Genomic DNA, 19408 nt, shown 5'->3' with positions numbered 1-19408 from the left:
AAAAAAACCACACTTTGTGTGGTTTTTTTTATCGCTCTAATCTTATTGCCTACTGAGTCGATCATTGCCTAAGACTAAGCCTTGCTCAGTGGAACGGTATGGATTGATGTCCAAACCACCTCGACGCACATACCTTGCATACACAGTCAAAAACTCAGGCTGACAATGACGCATAATATCGATAAAAATGCGCTCAACACACTGCTCATGAAAATCGGTATGTTCACGGAAAGAGACAATGTACTTCAACAAGCTTTCATGGTGAATTTTCGGACCGCGATAATCAATAAAAACCGAACCCCAATCAGGTTGATTGGTCACTGGGCAATTTGATTTGAGCAAATGACTCACTAAGCGTTCTTCTACCTGTCCAGCCTCTTGATCAACTCGTAACAAGTCACTGTTAGGGTGATAGTCTTCAATGGTTACATCTAAATCGTCAATACAATAGTCCGGCGTTAACACAACCAATGAAGCCATTGCATCAAGATCTCGAATGACGACACTGACACTCGCACCAGCCGCAATAGACAAGTCGTTTTCCAAAAGACCCTGAACCTGATCACGGCTCTCATAACGCATTTGATTTAACGAGTTAAGATACAACTTAAACGACTTTGACTCAATAATATTGGGGGACTCACATGGTAAACGAAATTCAGCCATAGCAACCACTGGCTTGCCATTCGTATCCAACCAAGACAACTCATATGCATTCCAGATGTCTTCCCCATAAAAGGGCAAGCGTTCAGACGCAATCCCCATATCCGTCCATTTATCAACCCGTGCAATGGGATAAAGCAACCCTGCATCGTACTCAGAAACATATTCCGTTTGCTGACCTAAGGGTAAAAAGCCCATAACCTACCTCAATTTCGAATGCCTTTGCCCTGATTGAGCAAACGCAAACCGTACCAAAACAAAACCACAATAAACACACTCACCATCACTAGGGCCCAATATATATTGATATCAGAAACACCTAAAATTCCATAACGGAATGCGTTCACCATATAAAGCACCGGATTCAACAAAGACACTGACTGCCAAAAGTCAGACAGTAAATCGATCGAATAGAACACCCCACCTAAATAGGTTAATGGTGTCAAAATAAAAGTCGGGACAATGGAAACATCATCAAAACTTCGAGCATAGATTGCATTCACAAAGCCGCCAAGCGAGAACATAACAGCAGTTAAACAAACCACCAACACCGTTAGAAATAAGTTTTCTAGTGCCAAGTGAGTAAAGAAAAGCGACAAGATGGTTACAATAAAGCCCACGAACAAGCCACGTGCCACACCGCCTAAAACATAACCTAATAAAATAACCCAATTAGGCGTTGGTGAAACAAGCAACTCTTGAATGCTGAGCTGAAATTTCGCCGAAAAAAAGGAAGACGATACGTTTGAATAAGAGTTGGTAATCACCGACATCATAATCAAACCTGGCACAATGTACTGCATGTAACTAAAGCCACCCATTTCACCAATACGATCACCAATCAAATTACCGAAAATAGCAAAATACAAGGTCATAGTAATGGCTGGAGGTAATAGAGTTTGCGGCCAAATACGTGTAAAACGGCGAATTTCTCTCACCAAAATGGTATAGAATGCAATCCATATTTCTGAGTTTTTCATCTATTTAGCCTTTAATCAATTTAACAAACAGTTCTTCTAATCGATTCGACTTATTGCGCATGCTAACCACATTCACATTCACCTGATCCAAAGCACTGAATATACGGTTTATCGATTGCCCTTTTACGACTTCCACTTCCAAACTGCTGCCATCATTATTCAACACGACACTAAAGTCATCTACCGACCAGTCTAGCGGTAAGGTTTGATCCAAATCCAGGATGAAGGTTTCTTGATTAAGGGTCTTTAATAACGCTTTAACACTGGTGTTTTCAACAATTTCACCGGCGTTGATAATGGCAATATTACGGCAGAGTTGTTCAGCCTCTTCAAGATAATGAGTCGTCAAAATAATGGTTGTGCCATTTTCGTTTAACCCTTTAATGAATTCCCACATAGAACGACGTAGTTCGATGTCTACGCCAGCCGTAGGTTCATCTAAAATCAATACTTCAGGCTCATGAATTAACGCTCTGGCAATCATCAAACGTCGCTTCATTCCACCCGACAACATACGAGACTGAACGTCTTTTTTATCCCATAGGTCTAATTCTTTAAGATATTTTTCAGCACGCTCAGCAGCCACCTCTTTATCAATGCCATAGAAGCCGGCTTGAGTCACAACAACATTAAAGACTGTCTCAAACACATTAAAATTAAATTCTTGTGGTACGACCCCTAAATATTGCTTTGCTTTGGCAAAGTTTTTATCAATGTCTTCCCCGAAAATGGCCACTTTACCTGAAGATTTATTGACCAAAGAACAAAGAATGCCAATAGTGGTAGACTTACCGGCGCCATTAGGTCCAAGTAGAGCGAAGAAATCTCCTTTCTCTACCGTGAGGTTTACGCCTTTTAATGCCTCAAAACCACTTTCATAACGCTTTTTGAGGTCACTAATTTCGATCGCATATGTCATAATTACCGCTCTCGTACGGCATCAGCCGACTCAATAGTTACTAATTAAATAGGGTTTTACGTGGAATCACGCACACAATACATACTGAGCGCCTTTGCAGACTTACGTCAGCGAATTGCCGAACATGATCCTTTTAACACAACAGATCTGGCAGAAGAAGAAATTGATTTTCTTGAAAAGTGGGATCAACTAATCGCTCGCATTGAATCAAATGCACCTGATTACACATTTGATGCCCAAGAAGTATTGTCTCGCTTTATTCGCTGCTATCCAAACCTAGTACCCTTGATTAAACGCGAGTTACTTTGGTTTATGGGTGGTGAATGCTTGCACTTCTTAGGCGATGAAGAAATCAACTTCTACCAACAGCTTGAAGATCATTTATACGAATTAGACCATAAACAAATTGACTATAATTTGCAGGATGAAATCAACAAGCTGAGAGATACGTCAAAAAATTTGCACTAGAAAAATGTTGGGCGGCGTCAACCGCCCAACTTAGCCTAGAGTTTTTTAAACACTAACGTGCCGTTGGTCCCACCAAAGCCAAACGAATTATTTAATACCACATCAATTTTGCGTTTCTGCGGCGTAATCGGCACGTAATTCAAGTCACAGCCCTCACCCACTTCTTCCAAGTTAATGGTTGGTGGCGCGACTTGATCGCGAATCGCCAAAATAGAGAAAATGGATTCAACCGCGCCAGATGCGCCTAACAAATGCCCAATCATAGACTTGGTTGAGCTAATCGCCACGTCAGAAGCGTCTTCCCCCATCACAGATTTCACCGCTTGAGTTTCAGCCAAATCTCCCGCCAAAGTAGAGGTGCCATGAGCATTGATATAATCAATGTCCATTGCCGCCACACCAGCGTCGTTCAGAGCGGCAGTCATCGCAGCCGCGGCCCCTTCACCACCTTCCGGTGGCGCTGTCATATGATGCGCATCATCACTCATACCAAACCCTGCCAGTTCCGCATAAATGGTCGCACCACGCGCAACAGCGTGGTCATATTCTTCTAACACAAGAATGCCGGAACCGTCTCCCATAACAAAACCATCGCGGTCTTTGTCCCAAGGACGACTCGCGGTTTTAGGATCATCATTACGAGTTGATAAGGCTCTCGCTGCCCCGAAGCCCCCGATTCCTAATGGGGTGATCGCCATTTCAGCGCCTCCCGCAATCATGACATCAGCATCCCCATAGGCAATCATTCGACCGGCCATGCCGATGTTATGAGTCCCCGTGGTACAAGCCGTCACAATTGAAATATTCGGTCCTTTAAAGCCAAAACGTATCGCTACGTGGCCAGAAATCATATTTATAATCGCGCCTGGAACAAAAAAAGGCGAAATACGTTTAGGGCCGGATTCATTCAATAGCTCTAGATTTTTTTCAATCATTGGTAAACCACCAATGCCCGAACCTATTGCACAACCAACGCGAGCCAGATCCACTGTCTCATCACGAATGTCAGCATCCTCCAGTGCTTGAACAGCAGCGGCGATACCATATTGAATAAAAAGATCCATTTTGCGTGCTTCTTTAACGCTCATATATTGAGTCGCATCAAAGTCACTTACTTGAGCCGCAAAACGCGTGGAGAATTGATTAGTATCGAAAGAGGTAATGTCTGACACACCACTTTTGCCTTCTAATATATTATCCCACGTATCTTTCACATTATTGCCAAGGGGTGTCACCATTCCCATACCAGTGACTACAACCCGACGACGAGACATAAGATTCCTCCAGAAATCCACCACCACTACTTGAGATGGCTATTAATAAGAAAAGCCGCTGTAACGAATACAAGCGGCTTTTCGGGAAACTCAGTTCACCAATAGATTACAAGTTAGCGTTGATGTAGTCGTTCGCTGCTTGTACTGTAGTGATTTTTTCAGCTTCTTCATCAGGAATTTCAGTATCAAATTCCTCTTCAAGAGCCATAACCAACTCAACTGTGTCTAGGGAATCTGCACCTAGGTCATCAACAAAAGATGCTGAAGCGACAACCTCTTCCTCTTTAACACCTAGTTGTTCACAAACAATTTTTTTAACGCGTTCTTCAATGCTACTCATTAGAAGTTCCTACTCTACTCATTAACAGCTCATTGTGAGCATATTATAATATTCGATCGCCTTACGGCATGATTCTCAACATGAACCGGAGACGTATTTTCGTTGAATTAAAACTAAAATTCAACTCAAATTACGACATATACATGCCACCGTTGACATGTAAGGTCTCACCGGTGATGTAAGCAGCGCCTTGCGACGCCAAAAATGCGACAGCTGCCGCAATTTCTTCAGGTTGACCAAGACGAGCGGAAGGCACTTTTTCAACCAATTTGGCTTTGTGCTCTTCTGGCAACACCTTCGTCATATCTGTTTCAATAAAGCCTGGAGCAACACAGTTAATCGTAATGCCACGAGACGCTATTTCAGCCGCCAAAGAGCGGCTAAACCCTTCTAGACCCGCTTTCGCTGCAGAATAGTTGGTTTGACCACCATTCCCCATAGAGCCTACCACTGAACTGATGCTAATCACACGACCAAATTTTGCCTTAGTCATGCCGCGCAAACATGCTTTTGTCACACGGAAGACGGATGTTAGATTGGTGTTTACCACTTGCTCCCACTCATCTTCCTTCATGCGCATCATTAAGTTATCGCGAGTAATACCAGCGTTATTCACCAAAATCGTTGGCGCACCGAACTCAGCCGTAATTTCTTTGACAACCGCATCGACTGAATCACTGGATGACACATCCAAAACCCAACCTTTACCATTTTCACCCAGGTATTCGCTAATACTTTGCGCACCAGATTCACTAGTGGCCGTTCCGATTACCGTTGCACCCTGCTCAGCAAGAACCGTTGCAATGGCTTTGCCTATGCCGCGTGTCGCTCCTGTCACTAGGGCAATTTTTCCTTCAAGACTCATGCCTGTCTCCAATATTTTACAAATTAAACCGAATAGTTATCCAGCCAAAGTTGATTCAAAGCCAGCCAAGTCCCCAATAGAAGACGACGCTAAACCTTTGACAATTCGTTTGTTCAATCCACTTAACACCTTGCCAGGACCACACTCAACTGTAGCCGTCACACCTAACTCAGACAGCAACAAGACAGACTGAGTCCATAGCACTGGCTCACTAAGTTGCGCGACCAAGTTTGCTTTAATTACTTGTGGATCGGAAACGGCCTGACCAGTCACGTTTTGCACTAAAGTACAGGTCGGCTCGTTGAAATCAATTGAATTTAACTTAACGGCCAATTTTTCACCAGCCGGAATCATTAATTCACAGTGCGACGGTACGCTAACAGGTAAAGGCAAAGCTCGTTTAGCGCCAGCCTCTTTTGCGTTTTCCATTGCCGTTTCAACGGCTGCAACATGGCCCGCAATGACAACTTGACCTGGAGAATTAAAGTTTACCGCACTAACAATACCTTCTGCCGCTTCGCATGCTGCAACGACTTTATCATCATCTAGACCAATGATCGCTGCCATTGCACCTTCACCAGCCGGTACCGCTTGCTGCATGTACTCACCACGCAACTTAACCAACGCCACAGCGTCAGCAAAAGCCATCACACCAGAACACACCAAAGCAGAATATTCGCCTAAGCTATGACCTGCGACATAAGCTGGCTTTTCACCACCCTGCTGTTCCCATAAACGCCACAACGCAACACTTGCTGTAAGAAGTGCAGGTTGAGTTTTATCGGTTTGACTGAGTTTCTCGGCGTCATTTTGCACCAGATCCCACAAATCATAACCAAGTACTTCAGACGCTTCAGCAAAAGTTTGCTGAATAATATCGTGTTTTTCAGCCAAATCAGCCAACATCCCCAACTGTTGAGAACCTTGACCCGGAAAAACAAACGCAGTTGTTGTGCTCATCATATCTCCTCTTTACTAAGTCGCGACTCAATGGCTTTACTTAAATTAGCCCGCGCAATATCCATTCCATATTCAATCGCCCCAATCATAGCAGGCAGATCAGAGCGACCATGACCTTTTACCAAATTGCCACGCACACCCACTAAGCAAGCACCATGGCGACGTTCAGTTTGGTAAAAAGTCTCAAAAACAGGCGCCGCTTGCTTTGAATCACCAAATTTATTCATTAAAAAAGACAACAGACCTTCCGAAGCTTTTAGGACAGCATTGCCCACCATGCCATCACAAACAATGACATTTTTTTCACCTTCAAATAAATCTGTACCTTCAGCATACCCTAAATAATTAGGCCAACTCTTATCAATTAAAAGGCCATCCGCCTGTTTTATTACCACACTGCCCTTTGAACTCTCCACACCAACGTTGAGTAAACCTACGTTGGGAACCTCATCACTTAACGCCTCGACGTACGCAGCCCCTAACTCAGCAAAGCCAACCAACATAGACGCAGGACAATGCACATTGGCACCCAAGTCCACCAAACATCTAAGCGGATTTGAATACAACTCACGAATCAAGGCCGGATACAATTTAGGACGAATAACACCCAATAAATGCCTCGCCAAAGCCACCATGACACCAGTATTCCCCAGCGTTACGACAACATCAGCTGCGCCCGATGACAAAGCGTTAATGGATTGATAGAGGGAAGTGTCGTGTCGACGAAATAAGGATAAAACAATTTCTTCATCCGCTTTAACCACATCGCGGCAAGCGATCAATGTTAAGCGATCATGATGTGCAGGCAGATCAAGCCCATCAACTGGAGTGTAGTAAAGAGTGATGACGACATCCGGATATTGAGCCAATATCGAGACCGCACCCTCAAAAGCAATGCGGGGACCTAAGTCCCCGCCCATAGCGTCTAAAGCTACCCTGATCATGGGTATCTTAGTTACTCACCTTTAGGGGCGATAACTTGACGGCCACGGTAAAAGCCGTCTGCAGAAATGTGGTGACGACGGTGAAGTTCACCAGTTGTCTTTTCTACAGATAGTGTTGCGCTAGTCAAAGCATCGTGTGAACGACGCTGGCCGCGACGTGAACGAGTTACTTTACTTTTTTGTACTGCCATTTTTGGAGCTCCTAACTTTACTTAGCCTTTAATTGGGCCAATATACTAAATGGATTCGGTTTTTCGTCATCCGCTGCGTCATCGGTAGACGATGCATACTTTTGAGTTGTTGGGTTGCAACCACTTTCTTCGTGATAAGCGACTATAGGTAAAGCGAGTATAATTTCTTGCTCAACCATGTCTGCCAGAATTACTTCACCATCGGTCATGACAACAGGATCGTAACTCGCTGGTAGATTTTTCGCATGGTCTTCGTCATAGACGAACCCCAATGCAAGATCAACCTCCAAATCATGGTCAACCGCACCCATACAACGCTGACAAACAACCTGTACATTTGCAGTTAATGATCCGGTAGCAATATATCGCCTATCCTCATCAACTCTAAAGTCTAAATGTATAAATGCATTACCCTCATCAGAGGCTAAAATAGCACACAGCTCCTTAAATTGATTAAGGGGCATGTTCCCTTCAAATGCCAACTCATTGTTAGCATATTTACGAGGGTCAAAATATTTAGGTAATGTGTCATTTAACATGGCGGCAAATGATATTGCCAAGGCGCGCTATTGTCAAAGTCTAAGTACGCTTTAAACGCTTTTTTTCACTTTATTTTGAAACAGATAGGCAAAAAAAAGTAAAATTCATTCACTCCACTACAATCTGGTTGAATTAACATGCAAAACAACATCATTCTAGGCTCGTCCTCTCCATATCGAAAGGCGTTACTAGAACGCTTACAACTCACATTTGAATGTCTATCACCAGACATAGACGAACAAGTCCACCCGGAAGAGACACCTCAACAACTAGTAGCACGACTCAGTATCGAAAAAGCCAAAGCCGTTGCCAAACAACTAACACAACAAAAAGCATCAAAAGATGACGCTTGTCACATCATCATTGCATCAGATCAAGTCGCTGTTTTAGACGACGCTATTCTTGGCAAACCACACACCAGCCACAGAGCCATTCAACAACTTAAAGAATTCAGTGGGCGCAAAGTGAGTTTTTTGACCGGCTTGTGTGTTTACAATACCGCCAGCAACACTTACGAATACAGCTTGAGTCAATATGATGTGTATTTTCGCTCTTTAAGTGACATGGAAATAAAGCACTATATTGAGATTGAACAACCACTCGATTGCGCAGGCAGCTTCAAATGCGAAGGATTGGGGGTCACCCTGTTTGAAAAAATGGCAGGCAAAGACCCAAATTCATTGATCGGACTACCATTAATTGAGTTGTGTCGACTACTCAGAAACCAAGGCATCAACCCTTTGGAAAAGAGTGATATACAGATTGCTTAGACTCTAAACCTGAAATCGCCTTACAAGCAACTTGATAACCGAATTCAACCAACTCTTCGGCACGCCAAAATTCATAGAAACCTGAAATGTCTTTCGGTATGGAGATTAACAAATCTGGCGGATAGCCTGCCAGTTTGTACTGTGTTAGCGACTCCTGCATGGTTTCAAACATCATGTTAATGGTTTGCAAGCGCCCCCAACTTTCAACGTCATAACTTGCCTCCACTTCGTCCTGCTTATTTTTAGAAAACAAGCTCTTGGCACTATTCCACCAAGCAGGACCATCATCTCCATCCTCTTTTTCCGCCATACGAGCAAGATTATCAGCTGGGCCGTTCAAATCCACGGCAATAATATAATCAGCCCCAACCGGCACAGACGGAATAATTGGCAGTGGATTTAACACACCACCATCAACGTACTTTCGACCATTTATGGACACAGGAGACACAATAGACGGAATCGCTGAGGATGCACGCATTGCGCTAATCAAATCACCTCGCTGAAACCAAAATTCCTTTTGGTAAAGCAGATCAACTGCAACCGCTGTATAATCAATAGCCAACTCTTCAATTCGAGGGGCACCGAGAATCTCTTCAATTTTCTCAAAAAATTTATCCCCTTTAATATAGCCACCATTAAAAATGGACATATCAAGAAGCCTGAGCACACTCACTTTATCCAGTGACAAGGCCCATTCTTTGTATTCATCAAAGCACCCCGTGGCATAGGCGCCACCAACGATAGCGCCAATAGAGCAACCTGAAATACTCACAATGTCATAACCCTGCTCTTCAATGGCTTGAATCACACCAATATGAGCATGCCCACGCGCGGCACCACTTCCCAACACCAACGAAACCGTCTTTTTGCTTTCAACTTTTTCCATGTTACTTCCTAAAACTATGGTCTAGCCATCACAAAACTCACTCGGTTTACACTGAGGGATGCTCGCCCCATATCGGCTAAATTAATAAAACGCACCTTTTCCGCCAAACGCCCACCTAGACCAGAGACCAAACTTTCAATATAACGATCGCCAACACTCACTGCAGATTCTCTATCTTGTCGCTGACTGGTGACAAAACCAATCACTGATTGCCCCGCAGGTAAGTCAGTCAAAAAACGACGAATGCGCGGTATGTCTTGAACGTCCAGTTGTGCCATGATGCTGGCTGCAGAAACACCTTCGTTAGGCAAAGCAACCTGATCTAAACGCACCATAACATCACCGGCACCACGGCGATTCACATACAATATCTGATACAAACTGTCGGCCGTTTTCACCACCAGCAAAGACTGACTTTGATCAGAACCGTACAATAAATAATCGCCAAAGAAATTGTTTGCCCAAGCATTACTGCTACCACAACTTCGACTCTGACATTCAAACAAAATTTGATGATCAGATTTCGTTAATTCGGCGTAATAATGCTGATAGACATCCGTTAAAAGTGCATTACGATCAATTTTATACAATGAAGTCACGAGATTTCCAGTTAAGCGTTCAACTCTCTCAGGCTCCCAACCACGACCAGAACGTTGAATTTTTGCCAGTGGCACTTCCACTGATACGGCTTGTTCAGAACGGCTTTTGACCAACTGCGCGTCTCGGTAACTCTCAACCCCTAATGAATCAGCAAACGTAAAGCTCGCCCATGAAAGACCTAACAATGCAAAAAGACTGAGCTTAACCATAATTTTTTACCCTTACACAAGCTAGCCTGTGGCAAATTAATTTTGATCAATAAATTGCTTAATTTCAGCGGCCACCTCAAAACTACTTTCAGGCTCCAAATGGAAATGATGATTCCCATCAAGCCACTTCATTTTCACCCAAGGAAACTGTTTTATACGCTGATCGACCGCTTCTGGATGGTTTTGATATATGCCGTCTTTTGCCAACAAGACCAAGGTTGGGCACTTAATTTCTTGAATAAACGCTTCAACACCGGCTTCATCCATACGAAACGGTGACGGAAACGTCAGTTTTATATCGTGACGCCAAACCCAGCGTTGTGATGCCGCCAATCTAGCCCCTCGATCCACCAAACTTTGCGAAGCGGATTTAGAAAGTTTAGTAAACCCTTCCATTCTCGCCAGCACCATTGCTTCTTCTGATGGATAGCCAGTTTCTCTGCCTTGCTTTAGCTTGGCCATTTTATTTACAGCTCGCTGCAAATGGCCGACTCGCTCAGAAGCCGTTCCACTCATTGGCCCAACATTATCCAAGACAATCAACCCGCGAACTTTGTCAGGAGCGATTGCGGCCACCAACATAGCAACGGCGCCCCCCATGCTATGCCCTATCAACCACACACTGTGTTTAGATTGATTTAATACCGACACCACATCCAGAACATAATCCCATAAATGATAAAAGCTGCCCGCCGGACGATGACTCGATAATCCATGCCCCGCCAAATCTAATGCTGTATGAGAATAATCAGACAAATAAGGAGCAAGTTGACTAAAACTGGCAGCGTTATCTAGCCAGCCATGGAGGGATAAAATTTTAATATCAGAAGTATCTTTGGATAGCCATTGGATGGCTGCTAGCTCGGTATGCGCCAGCTTATATACGATGTCATGCCCCATAATACGTACTACCAATCTATGAGCGTTATTATCATTACCTAGGGGAAGCATACCAACGAAATTGACAGCACGCTGGCGCTAAAAAGCCCCCTTCTAAAGCGGCCATGGTGGCCGTTGTCATAGCAAATTGAAGCGGTAATGGCTCGTCACTTAAATATTCCACAAGCTGTTGCGCAAAAGGCTGGTGTGTCACCAACAAAATAGACTCTCCATCCTGCTGTTGCAACCAGTCCACCACATCAGCCGGATGGCCGGACGGCGTTATCTTCGGCGCCGTATCAAAAGACACGCTTGCATCTAACTGAGCCAAAAATATTTTCGCCGTCTGTTGAGCCCGAACATACGGACTAACAAACACGCGATCAAACACCTCAGACTTTGCCATGAATGCTTGAGCCGCAGATTTCACCTCTGCCACCCCAAGATCCGTTAACTCTCTTAACTCATCTCCACCTTGGCAATAAGGCGCAGCGTTACCATGACGCAAAACATAAAGACGCTTAGGCTTCATCATCAGAGTTTACTGGCGGCCAAGGCTGAAAAGGAAACGGCTTTTCCTCATCCGCATAAGACAAATAAGCAAATATTTGACCGATAAAGGCAGAGACATTTGTTAACCAATAAGCCAAAGTAACAGGCTCATGCTTTGAACCTAACTTTACCAAACTAACCAACACCACTAAGATACCAAACACAGTTAGCGCCAAGTTTAGAACAAACCAATAAAACACCATAAAGATCAAACGAAACCAAAAGTCTTGTTTAGCATAACCTGGTTTAGACATGCTTATTCTCCTCATTCGTCGCAAATTCAACATCCCACTTCTGCTCACCTGTCATCATAGAACCGATAAGAGAGTCCAAAGTAGCACCGTCAAAAATCAATTTAAACAAACCTTCTGCAAGCGGCATATAAAGACCATGTTTATGAGCTTCTTCTACCACCATTTTCAGTGTATTAACCCCTTCCGCCACTTCACCAATCGAGCCAATCGCTTCTTCTAAGTTTTGGCCAGACCCAATCGCAAAACCAACTCGATAGTTACGACTTAATGGAGAGGTACAAGTCGCGATCAAATCGCCCATGCCAGCCAAACCTAAAAAAGTCATCGGATTAGCACCAAAGTGCACAGCGAAGCGACTCATTTCAGCCAAACTACGCGTCATGATCATCGACATGGTATTTTCGCCCACTTTAAGGGCTTTTGCCAAACCACAAACAATCGCATAGATGTTTTTTAATGCACCGGCTAATTCCACACCCTTGCTGTCAGCATTTTCGTATACACGAAAGGTTGGCGATTTAAGTAACTCTATCACTCGATGACGAACTAAGTCATCAGAACTCGCAATAACCGAGCCCGTCATCTGACCAGCCGCAATCTCTTTGGCTAAATTAGGACCACTTAACACCCCAATTTTTTGCGTCACGGCATTACGCTTTAGTACATCACTCATTAACTCAAAGCGATTGGGATTGAATCCCTTAGTCGTACTAATCAGTATCTTATCTGACGTCAGCAGAGGCTCTATGCGCTCCACCACTTGCTCAAAGGATTTAGAGGGAATGGACACAAATACGGTATCACTGTCACGTATCGCTTGCTCTAAATTACTGGTAGCCAACAACTCTTGATGCAAAGGAGCATTAGGAAGATAACGGCTGTTCAGCCCAGTTAAATTAATTTCTTCTACTTGCTGCTCGTTACGCATCCACTGACTGACTTGGTGACCATTCGTTGCCATAATATTGGCCAATGCAGTACCAAAACTTCCGCCACCTAAAACACATACTGAATGCTTAATCATGATCTGTTCCTTTCTTGTCATCTTAACATTAGGATGAACAACTGACTTCTAAGGATTTGCCCCACTCCGGCGACCTCTGAGCAAGCTCATCGGATTCCGGATGCTCTTCGAATGGAGAACTTAAAACATTTAGCAAACGCCTGAAGGGCAAATAATCCCCCTGCTCAGCCGCTTGAATGGCGCTGTGCGCCAAATAATTTCGCAGTACAAATTTGGGATTTACACCTAGCATTCTCTCTGACATATCAGCCCAAGACAGAGCATTCAATTGTCGAGCGGCCTGATACCGCTGCAGCCATTCTAATAAAGCCTGACGATCAACCACCTCATCCAACAACAAATCAAATTCACTCTCTTCAAACTGTGCCAACAAGCGAAAGAACACACTGTAATCCATTTTTTCTTTTGCCAGCAGGCGAAACAAAGGCGGCAATAGCGCATGGAGGTCTGCCGTTTTTTCCAGCCCCATTTTTACTCGCATCAGGTCATCGTAATGTTGCTGCAATTCGGCTTCATAGGTTTGTAAAATCGATACTAATTGATCTCGCTCTAAATGCTTTGAAAAGCAACGCATCAAACAATTTAAATTCCACAATCCGACACCCGGCTGACGAGAGAAGGCATAACGCCCTTCGTGGTCCGAATGATTACACACCCATGAGTCGTCATAATCTTCCATAAAGCCATATGGACCATAATCTATGGTTTCACCGGTAACGGAGAAGTTATCCGTATTCATAACACCATGTTGAAAGCCGACGGCTTGCCACTTAGCAATCATCTGCGCCGTTCGCTTTACCACCGCCAACAACATAGCGACGATAGGCTGCTCCGCTTGACGACACTCAGGATAGTAAAACGTTAAACAATGCTCAATCAGCTGATCTAATTCAGCCTGCTTACCTTGATAAAAGAAAAATTCAAAATGGCCGAAACGAATGTGCCCGTTTGCTGTACGTAACAACATGGCACCTGGCTCTGGCCTTTCTCGATAAACGGCTTCTCGACTGTCAAATAGCGCCAACGCTCGGGAACTTGGAATAGACAACGCCGACATGGCTTCACTGGCCAAATATTCACGAATACAGGATCTTAATACCGCACGACCATCCCCTCGTCGAGAATAAGGTGTCGGCCCTGCCCCTTTCATATGTAAATCGTATAAAAGACCATCCTGACCACGAACTTCACCCAGCAACACTCCCCGCCCATCACCAAGCTGAGGCGAAAATCCACCAAATTGATGGCCTGCGTAAACCATACTTAAACTTTGCGGCAAAGGATCTTCGCCCATCAGTAAGGCTTTAGTGTGAGGTGATTTAATATTAATAGATAAAGAAGTGGCGAGCGCTTGGTTAAATTCAACCAAACGCTGCTCATGAAGTGGCTGAATCGCCACATGCGTGTAAAAAGCGTCACCCAGAGTTGCATAATGATGTTCTAAGTTCATCCTAGCCTACTCGTTAGCGTTACTTATTTAGACATGTCTACCATGTACTCACAACGAATGCTTTCCCCTACCGTTTTTTCAATTTCAGGAATCATAAACGCATCATCTTCACTGGCAAAACTAACAGATTTTCCGCTTTCGCCACCTCGACCAGTACGACCAATACGGTGTACATAATCCTCAGGGTCTTCAGGCAAAGCGTAGTTCACCACTAGCTCAACATTATCAACGTGAATACCGCGACCAGCAACATCCGTCGCGACCAACACTTGGATGCTACCTTCCTTGAAATTTTTCAGGGTTTTTACTCGCTTGTCTTGTGCCACTTCGCCCGACAAAATAGCACAATTAATTTTTTCCATTTTCAAACGCTCATACAAGTCACGGGTTTCATCGCGACGGTTGGCGAAAATAATGGTTCGTTGACTGCCATTTTCTTCGATCAACTGTTTTAACACAGGCCATTTCTGATCGGCTTCAACGGTATAAATCACTTGCTCAATGTTTTGGTTAGTTGCTTCTTTTGGCACAACGGACACTTCTTTCGGAAAATACGTCCACTGCTTAGCCAAAGCTTGAATGTCTTTCGGGAAAGTCGCACTGAACAGCATGGTTTGACGTGTTTCTTTGTGTGGCGTCATACGAATGATGCTCTTCACATCTGGAATAAAGCCCATAGACAACATACGATCTGCTTCATCCAACACCAAACATTCGACTTTATTTAGTAGAACTTTACGACTGCGCGCAAAATCCAACAATCGACCCGGTGTAGCCACAAGAATGTCCACATTTTCAGTTTGCAAAGCTTGCTTTTGCTTTTCATAGCTTAACCCACCAACCAAAGCCACGACATTCAAATGACAATTTGCGGTGAGTTTTACCGCTTCATCTGCTATTTGTAATGCCAATTCACGGGTTGGCGCAATAATCAAACCACGAGCAAGATTATTGACTCGCTCTTCTTCCAATGGGTAATCTAAAAAATCTGTGATCATGGCAATCAAAAAAGCCGCGGTTTTACCCGTACCCGTTTGAGCCTGACCAATGATGTCATAACCTTGCAATGTGGTTGGCAAGGTTTCTGCTTGTATCTCACTGCAGTATTCAAATCCCATTTCAGCAATGGATTTTAACACTCGATCCGGCAAATTCAGATCATGAAAGCGCAGTTTGCCTTCCACTTCTGGCACCTGAAAATCATCAATAGACCAAACACCTTTATTCGACGTCGCTTCATCCATCTTTGCTTCACTCGTCTTACCTTGGGCTTTTCTAGGTCGTTTATTCTGACGACGAGTTCGTTTCGGTTTCGGGCTATTTTCTGGTGCTACGTCTTGATTTTGGTTTTCCATATCGGAATCTATACACTTCTTCGGTTAGAGGTTAATTATCTGAGCATGGAGTGTACCTAATTGATCCAGCTTTATCATCTTTTCCTTTAAAACAGCCTTAAACCGGAAAGGATTATCAAGGGCTGTTTTCGACCATTACCCTAATCGATATGGAGGTAAACTTTGTATCAATTGATTCCCATAACGCTTCGTTTTAAGCCGTTTATCCAGTATGTGAATAGCCCCTGAATCTTTTTCACTTCTCAGCAAGCGGCCGGTGGCCTGTACCAAACGTAAAGAAGCATCTGGAATGGTTATTTCCATAAAGGGATTACCACCTCGCTTTTGAATCCATTCCGCTAAAGTCGCATCCACAGGGTCATCAGGCACAGCAAACGGAATTTTGGCTATAAACACCGAGGTTAGGTAATCACCCGGCAAATCCACGCCTTCAGCAAAACTGGCCAAGCCAAACAATAAACTGCCTTTGCCCTCATCAATTCGAGCTCTATGAGACTCCAAAATAATGCGCTTTGACTGCTCACCCTGTATTAGCAGAATGTCTTTTAACGACGCTTTTATAGATTGCGCCACGTCTTCCATTTGACGACGAGATGAGAACAACACCAAACTGGCTTTATCTTGATCCACCGTTTCATTCAGGTAGTCGACAATTTCAGCCGTATGAAGCTCAACCTGATTCGGTTCAGACTTCATCTCAGGAATCACTAACACACCGTTATTCTGAAAATCAAAAGGACTTAATACCCGCAAGTATTCACTTTCTCTTGGCACGCCCGAACGCATATTAAAACGATGAAATTGATTCAACGCAGTGAGAGTGGCAGAGGTGACCACCGCCCCAAAACATTTATCCCATAATTGCTGTCGTAGCGTATTGGCCGCAAGAATGGGGGATGCCCCCAACTCAATATCTTGCTCCAGACCTTGACCAGATAAAATTAGCCAACGAGCATTGGGGGGATACTGTTGATCATCCGTGGTCGAATACAACTGCCATAAGCCAACACTTTGTTCGATACGGCCTAGTATTGCTCCCAGAATGGGCTGCCATGTTTCAGCCATTTCAGGCGTTACACCCATGCCCTCATTTTGCTTGGCCTTTTTGCATTCATCCTGAATGCTTGCAATGCTGTTACATAATTTTTGGTAACTGGTCGACAAACTGTATGCCAACTGCTTCAACTCATCCGGCACAACACCAAATTCAAAACGATGTTGATTATTATCTTGATCCAATCCTAAGCCATTAATGTAGGGAGACAAGCCCTGCTGAGCGTATTGAATGAAGTTCACAATAGTCTGAATTTGTTGTGGTATTTTAAGAAGCAATTGCCCTGTCAAACTCACCTCATCAGTCAGTTCCTGCTTCAAATTCACCAAGTTTTTCTCTAACTGCCGAAGCCAACTAATGCTTTGTTGCAAACGGACTTCATGACGAAAGTGCCCAATCGCTTTATCTGGCAGGTGATGGCCCTCATCAAACACATAAATGGTTTCCTTTGGCGCCGTCAGAATCGCACCACCACCCAAGGATAAATCTGCAAGCACAAGATCATGATTGGCGACAATGACATCGGCCACCTCTATCTCTGCACGGGCTTTAAAAAATGGACAAGCCGAATAATTGGCACAATTACGATTCGTACATTGCTGATGGTCAGTGGTCAATCGACGCCAATCTTGCTCTCGAACAATACCCTCCCAATTATCTTTATCACCATCCCATTTGCCTTTACTCAGCGCGTCATCCATTTCCTGATAAAGCACTGTATTAACATCATCTGATTGCAAGTGTTGCTCAAACAGGCCGGCAAACATATCGTCCATGGCTTGTTCTTCCGCCCCTAGAAAGGCTTCCAGATTATTAAGACAGAGATAGCGACCACGACCTTTGGCTAAGGTGTATTTAAAATTAACCTCGGTATTAGACAAGATATCAGGCAAGTCTTTATGGAGAATTTGCTCTTGCAGCGCTACGGTAGCCGTCGAGATAACAAGTTTTAGTCCTCTCGCCTTAGCGATAGGAATAACGGCAAGACAATAGGACAAGGTTTTACCTGTACCCGTCCCTGCTTCAATGACCGCCACATGTTTTTCCTCGAGCCGCTCGCCCTCGGAGCCTTGTTTAATATTCCCCAAAGTACGAGCGATCGCGCCTATCATTTGGCGCTGACCAACTCTTGGCTTATGGGATTTGGCATCCAGCATATCGCGATAGGCTGATTGGATTTTATTTTTTAATTCGTCTGAAAGCATTTATTTTATTGAGAATCGTTAAGAATGCTGTATATAATAACAGTTACTGTATAAACAACCAGATAGTGCCATGATTAAATTAACTAAAAGACAATCTGATGTACTCGATACCATTCGCGAGTTTATTAGTGAAACCGGATTCCCACCTACTCGTGCGGAAATAGCAAAACGCCTTGGCTTTAAATCCCCAAATGCAGCAGAAGAGCACTTAAAAGCCCTGTGCAAAAAAGGTGCGATTGAAATGCTTTCTGGCGCCTCTCGCGGCATTCGCTTGGTTGAGTCTTCCGAAAACAATGCTCCAGAAGACGATTTAGGTTTGCCTGTTATTGGTAAAGTGGCCGCAGGATACCCTATATTAGCCCAAGAGAACATAGATACTCACGTCACCGTACCTGGCAATATGTTCTCACCAAAAGCAGACTATTTCCTGTCGGTCTCAGGCACCAGCATGAAAAACATTGGCATTATGGAAGGTGATCTACTGGCCGTTCATAAAACCAATACGGTTCGTAATGGGCAAATTGTCGTTGCGCGCATTGGTGACGAAGTCACTGTTAAACGCTTCGAGCAGAAGGGACGCATTGTTCGTCTAATTCCGGAGAACGAAGACTATCAAGACATTGTGGTCGATCTTGAAAGCGAAGAGTTTGCTATCGAAGGCCTGTCTGTTGGCGTCATCCGGCAAGGCCTGTAAATAATACCAATCCAAAAAAGGTGGCCTAAGCCACCTTTTAAAAAAAAACACTTCTTGTGAATCTTTAATGAAGAATTTTTGGACGGAAATCATCGTCCATATAATCCAACCCATCGTCAGCCAAAGACTCATCCGAATACACAAAATCAATGCCTGCATGAAACATGCATTTTGCCAATTCAAAGTAACGATCCTGTAGATAGGAACGTGTTGTGTCTGATATTTTCAGGGTCGCTAACGGCTCAGTTTCCTCGCCACTGTCACTGGCTGGGCGCAATACAATATCGCCGTTTTCCAGCTCAACAATTTCAAGGTATGACTCTTTCATA

General features: G+C 44.0%; 23 protein-coding genes. 3 read left to right on the top strand and 20 right to left on the bottom strand.

Annotated elements, in window-relative coordinates; translation table 11 throughout:
• Window positions 1–42 precede the first annotated feature (42 nt).
• From queF to OA79_RS16465, 3 genes are read right to left on the bottom strand one after another with little or no spacing between them, the layout of a single operon-like run.
• Window positions 43–861 (bottom strand): NADPH-dependent 7-cyano-7-deazaguanine reductase QueF, encoded by an 819-nt coding sequence (queF, locus tag OA79_RS16475; protein WP_063334308.1) that lies wholly within the window; start codon window positions 859–861, stop codon window positions 43–45.
• Between the two features lie 8 nt (window positions 862–869).
• Complete coding sequence (locus OA79_RS16470; protein ID WP_013796363.1) at window positions 870–1643, bottom strand: ABC transporter permease; 774 nt, start codon at window positions 1641–1643, stop codon at window positions 870–872.
• A gap of 4 nt (window positions 1644–1647) precedes the next feature.
• On the bottom strand, window positions 1648–2562 hold the full coding sequence (locus OA79_RS16465; protein ID WP_063334307.1) for an ABC transporter ATP-binding protein: 915 nt from the start codon (window positions 2560–2562) through the stop codon (window positions 1648–1650).
• A 60-nt stretch (window positions 2563–2622) separates the two neighbouring features.
• On the opposite strand from OA79_RS16465, the gene OA79_RS16460 reads away from it, so the two are divergent.
• Window positions 2623–3030, top strand: a complete 408-nt coding sequence (locus OA79_RS16460) for a PA2817 family protein (protein WP_063334306.1) — start codon at window positions 2623–2625, stop codon at window positions 3028–3030.
• 35 nt (window positions 3031–3065) lie between these two features.
• Here OA79_RS16460 and fabF read toward each other — a convergent pair whose 3' ends face one another.
• The 7 genes from fabF to OA79_RS16425 form a co-directional block, all read right to left on the bottom strand.
• Window positions 3066–4304, bottom strand: coding sequence for a beta-ketoacyl-ACP synthase II (gene fabF, locus OA79_RS16455; protein ID WP_063334305.1), 1239 nt, complete (start codon window positions 4302–4304; stop codon window positions 3066–3068).
• A gap of 106 nt (window positions 4305–4410) precedes the next feature.
• The gene (gene acpP / locus OA79_RS16450) at window positions 4411–4644 is read right to left on the bottom strand and encodes an acyl carrier protein (RefSeq protein WP_013796367.1); all 234 of its coding nucleotides are present in this window, start codon (window positions 4642–4644) and stop codon (window positions 4411–4413) included.
• A 130-nt stretch (window positions 4645–4774) separates the two neighbouring features.
• Entirely contained in the window at window positions 4775–5509 is a 735-nt protein-coding gene (fabG, locus tag OA79_RS16445) for a 3-oxoacyl-ACP reductase FabG (RefSeq protein ID WP_063334304.1), read from the bottom strand.
• Between the two features lie 36 nt (window positions 5510–5545).
• The gene (fabD, locus tag OA79_RS16440; protein WP_063334303.1) at window positions 5546–6469 is read right to left on the bottom strand and encodes an ACP S-malonyltransferase; all 924 of its coding nucleotides are present in this window, start codon (window positions 6467–6469) and stop codon (window positions 5546–5548) included.
• Window positions 6469–7413 (bottom strand): fatty acid synthesis protein, encoded by a 945-nt coding sequence (locus OA79_RS16435; RefSeq protein ID WP_063334302.1) that lies wholly within the window; start codon window positions 7411–7413, stop codon window positions 6469–6471. The genes fabD and OA79_RS16435 overlap by 1 nt, the downstream gene beginning before the upstream one ends.
• Before the next feature lie 11 nt (window positions 7414–7424).
• A complete protein-coding gene (gene rpmF, locus OA79_RS16430) occupies window positions 7425–7604 on the bottom strand; it encodes a 50S ribosomal protein L32 (RefSeq protein WP_013796371.1) in 180 nt (59 codons plus the stop codon).
• A gap of 17 nt (window positions 7605–7621) precedes the next feature.
• Window positions 7622–8164 carry a YceD family protein gene (locus OA79_RS16425; protein WP_231908899.1) on the bottom strand — a complete coding sequence of 181 codons (543 nt, stop codon included), beginning with the start codon at window positions 8162–8164 and terminating at the stop codon, window positions 7622–7624.
• A gap of 117 nt (window positions 8165–8281) precedes the next feature.
• Between OA79_RS16425 and OA79_RS16420 the strand changes: the two genes are divergently transcribed.
• Window positions 8282–8914 carry a Maf family protein gene (locus OA79_RS16420; RefSeq protein WP_063334300.1) on the top strand — a complete coding sequence of 211 codons (633 nt, stop codon included), beginning with the start codon at window positions 8282–8284 and terminating at the stop codon, window positions 8912–8914.
• On the opposite strand, the gene OA79_RS16415 is transcribed toward OA79_RS16420, so the two are convergent.
• The 9 genes from OA79_RS16415 to dinG form a co-directional block, all read right to left on the bottom strand.
• Window positions 8877–9803, bottom strand: a complete 927-nt coding sequence (locus OA79_RS16415) for a patatin-like phospholipase family protein (protein ID WP_063334299.1) — start codon at window positions 9801–9803, stop codon at window positions 8877–8879. The genes OA79_RS16420 and OA79_RS16415 overlap by 38 nt on opposite strands.
• A gap of 14 nt (window positions 9804–9817) precedes the next feature.
• A complete protein-coding gene (locus OA79_RS16410; RefSeq protein ID WP_063334298.1) occupies window positions 9818–10612 on the bottom strand; it encodes a DUF4892 domain-containing protein in 795 nt (264 codons plus the stop codon).
• Window positions 10613–10648: 36 nt separating this feature from the next.
• The gene (locus OA79_RS16405) at window positions 10649–11512 is read right to left on the bottom strand and encodes an alpha/beta fold hydrolase (RefSeq protein WP_063334297.1); all 864 of its coding nucleotides are present in this window, start codon (window positions 11510–11512) and stop codon (window positions 10649–10651) included.
• A 34-nt stretch (window positions 11513–11546) separates the two neighbouring features.
• Window positions 11547–12026, bottom strand: coding sequence for a phosphohistidine phosphatase SixA (gene sixA / locus OA79_RS16400; protein ID WP_231908898.1), 480 nt, complete (start codon window positions 12024–12026; stop codon window positions 11547–11549).
• Window positions 12013–12297 carry a DUF4389 domain-containing protein gene (locus tag OA79_RS16395; RefSeq protein WP_063334296.1) on the bottom strand — a complete coding sequence of 95 codons (285 nt, stop codon included), beginning with the start codon at window positions 12295–12297 and terminating at the stop codon, window positions 12013–12015. The genes sixA and OA79_RS16395 overlap by 14 nt, the downstream gene beginning before the upstream one ends.
• The gene (locus OA79_RS16390) at window positions 12290–13321 is read right to left on the bottom strand and encodes an NAD(P)H-dependent glycerol-3-phosphate dehydrogenase (protein ID WP_063334295.1); all 1032 of its coding nucleotides are present in this window, start codon (window positions 13319–13321) and stop codon (window positions 12290–12292) included. Before OA79_RS16390 ends, OA79_RS16395 begins: the two co-directional genes overlap by 8 nt.
• 28 nt (window positions 13322–13349) lie before the next feature.
• Window positions 13350–14771 carry a protein adenylyltransferase SelO gene (locus OA79_RS16385; protein ID WP_063334294.1) on the bottom strand — a complete coding sequence of 474 codons (1422 nt, stop codon included), beginning with the start codon at window positions 14769–14771 and terminating at the stop codon, window positions 13350–13352.
• A gap of 23 nt (window positions 14772–14794) precedes the next feature.
• Window positions 14795–16126, bottom strand: coding sequence for a DEAD/DEAH box helicase (locus OA79_RS16380; protein ID WP_063334293.1), 1332 nt, complete (start codon window positions 16124–16126; stop codon window positions 14795–14797).
• Window positions 16127–16261: 135 nt separating this feature from the next.
• Window positions 16262–18385, bottom strand: a complete 2124-nt coding sequence (dinG, locus tag OA79_RS16375; RefSeq protein WP_063334292.1) for an ATP-dependent DNA helicase DinG — start codon at window positions 18383–18385, stop codon at window positions 16262–16264.
• Window positions 18386–18455: 70 nt separating this feature from the next.
• On the opposite strand from dinG, the gene lexA reads away from it, so the two are divergent.
• The gene (lexA, locus tag OA79_RS16370) at window positions 18456–19079 is read left to right on the top strand and encodes a transcriptional repressor LexA (RefSeq protein ID WP_063334291.1); all 624 of its coding nucleotides are present in this window, start codon (window positions 18456–18458) and stop codon (window positions 19077–19079) included.
• 64 nt (window positions 19080–19143) lie between these two features.
• Here the strand turns inward: lexA and OA79_RS16365 are convergent, their stop codons facing one another.
• On the bottom strand, window positions 19144–19407 hold the full coding sequence (locus OA79_RS16365; RefSeq protein ID WP_063334290.1) for a hypothetical protein: 264 nt from the start codon (window positions 19405–19407) through the stop codon (window positions 19144–19146).
• Window position 19408 lies beyond the last annotated feature (1 nt).

It is taken from the genome of Marinomonas sp. TW1, assembly GCF_001625355.1.
GTDB lineage: Bacteria > Pseudomonadota > Gammaproteobacteria > Pseudomonadales > Marinomonadaceae > Marinomonas.
This window is presented reverse-complemented; position numbering and strand designations above follow the sequence as displayed.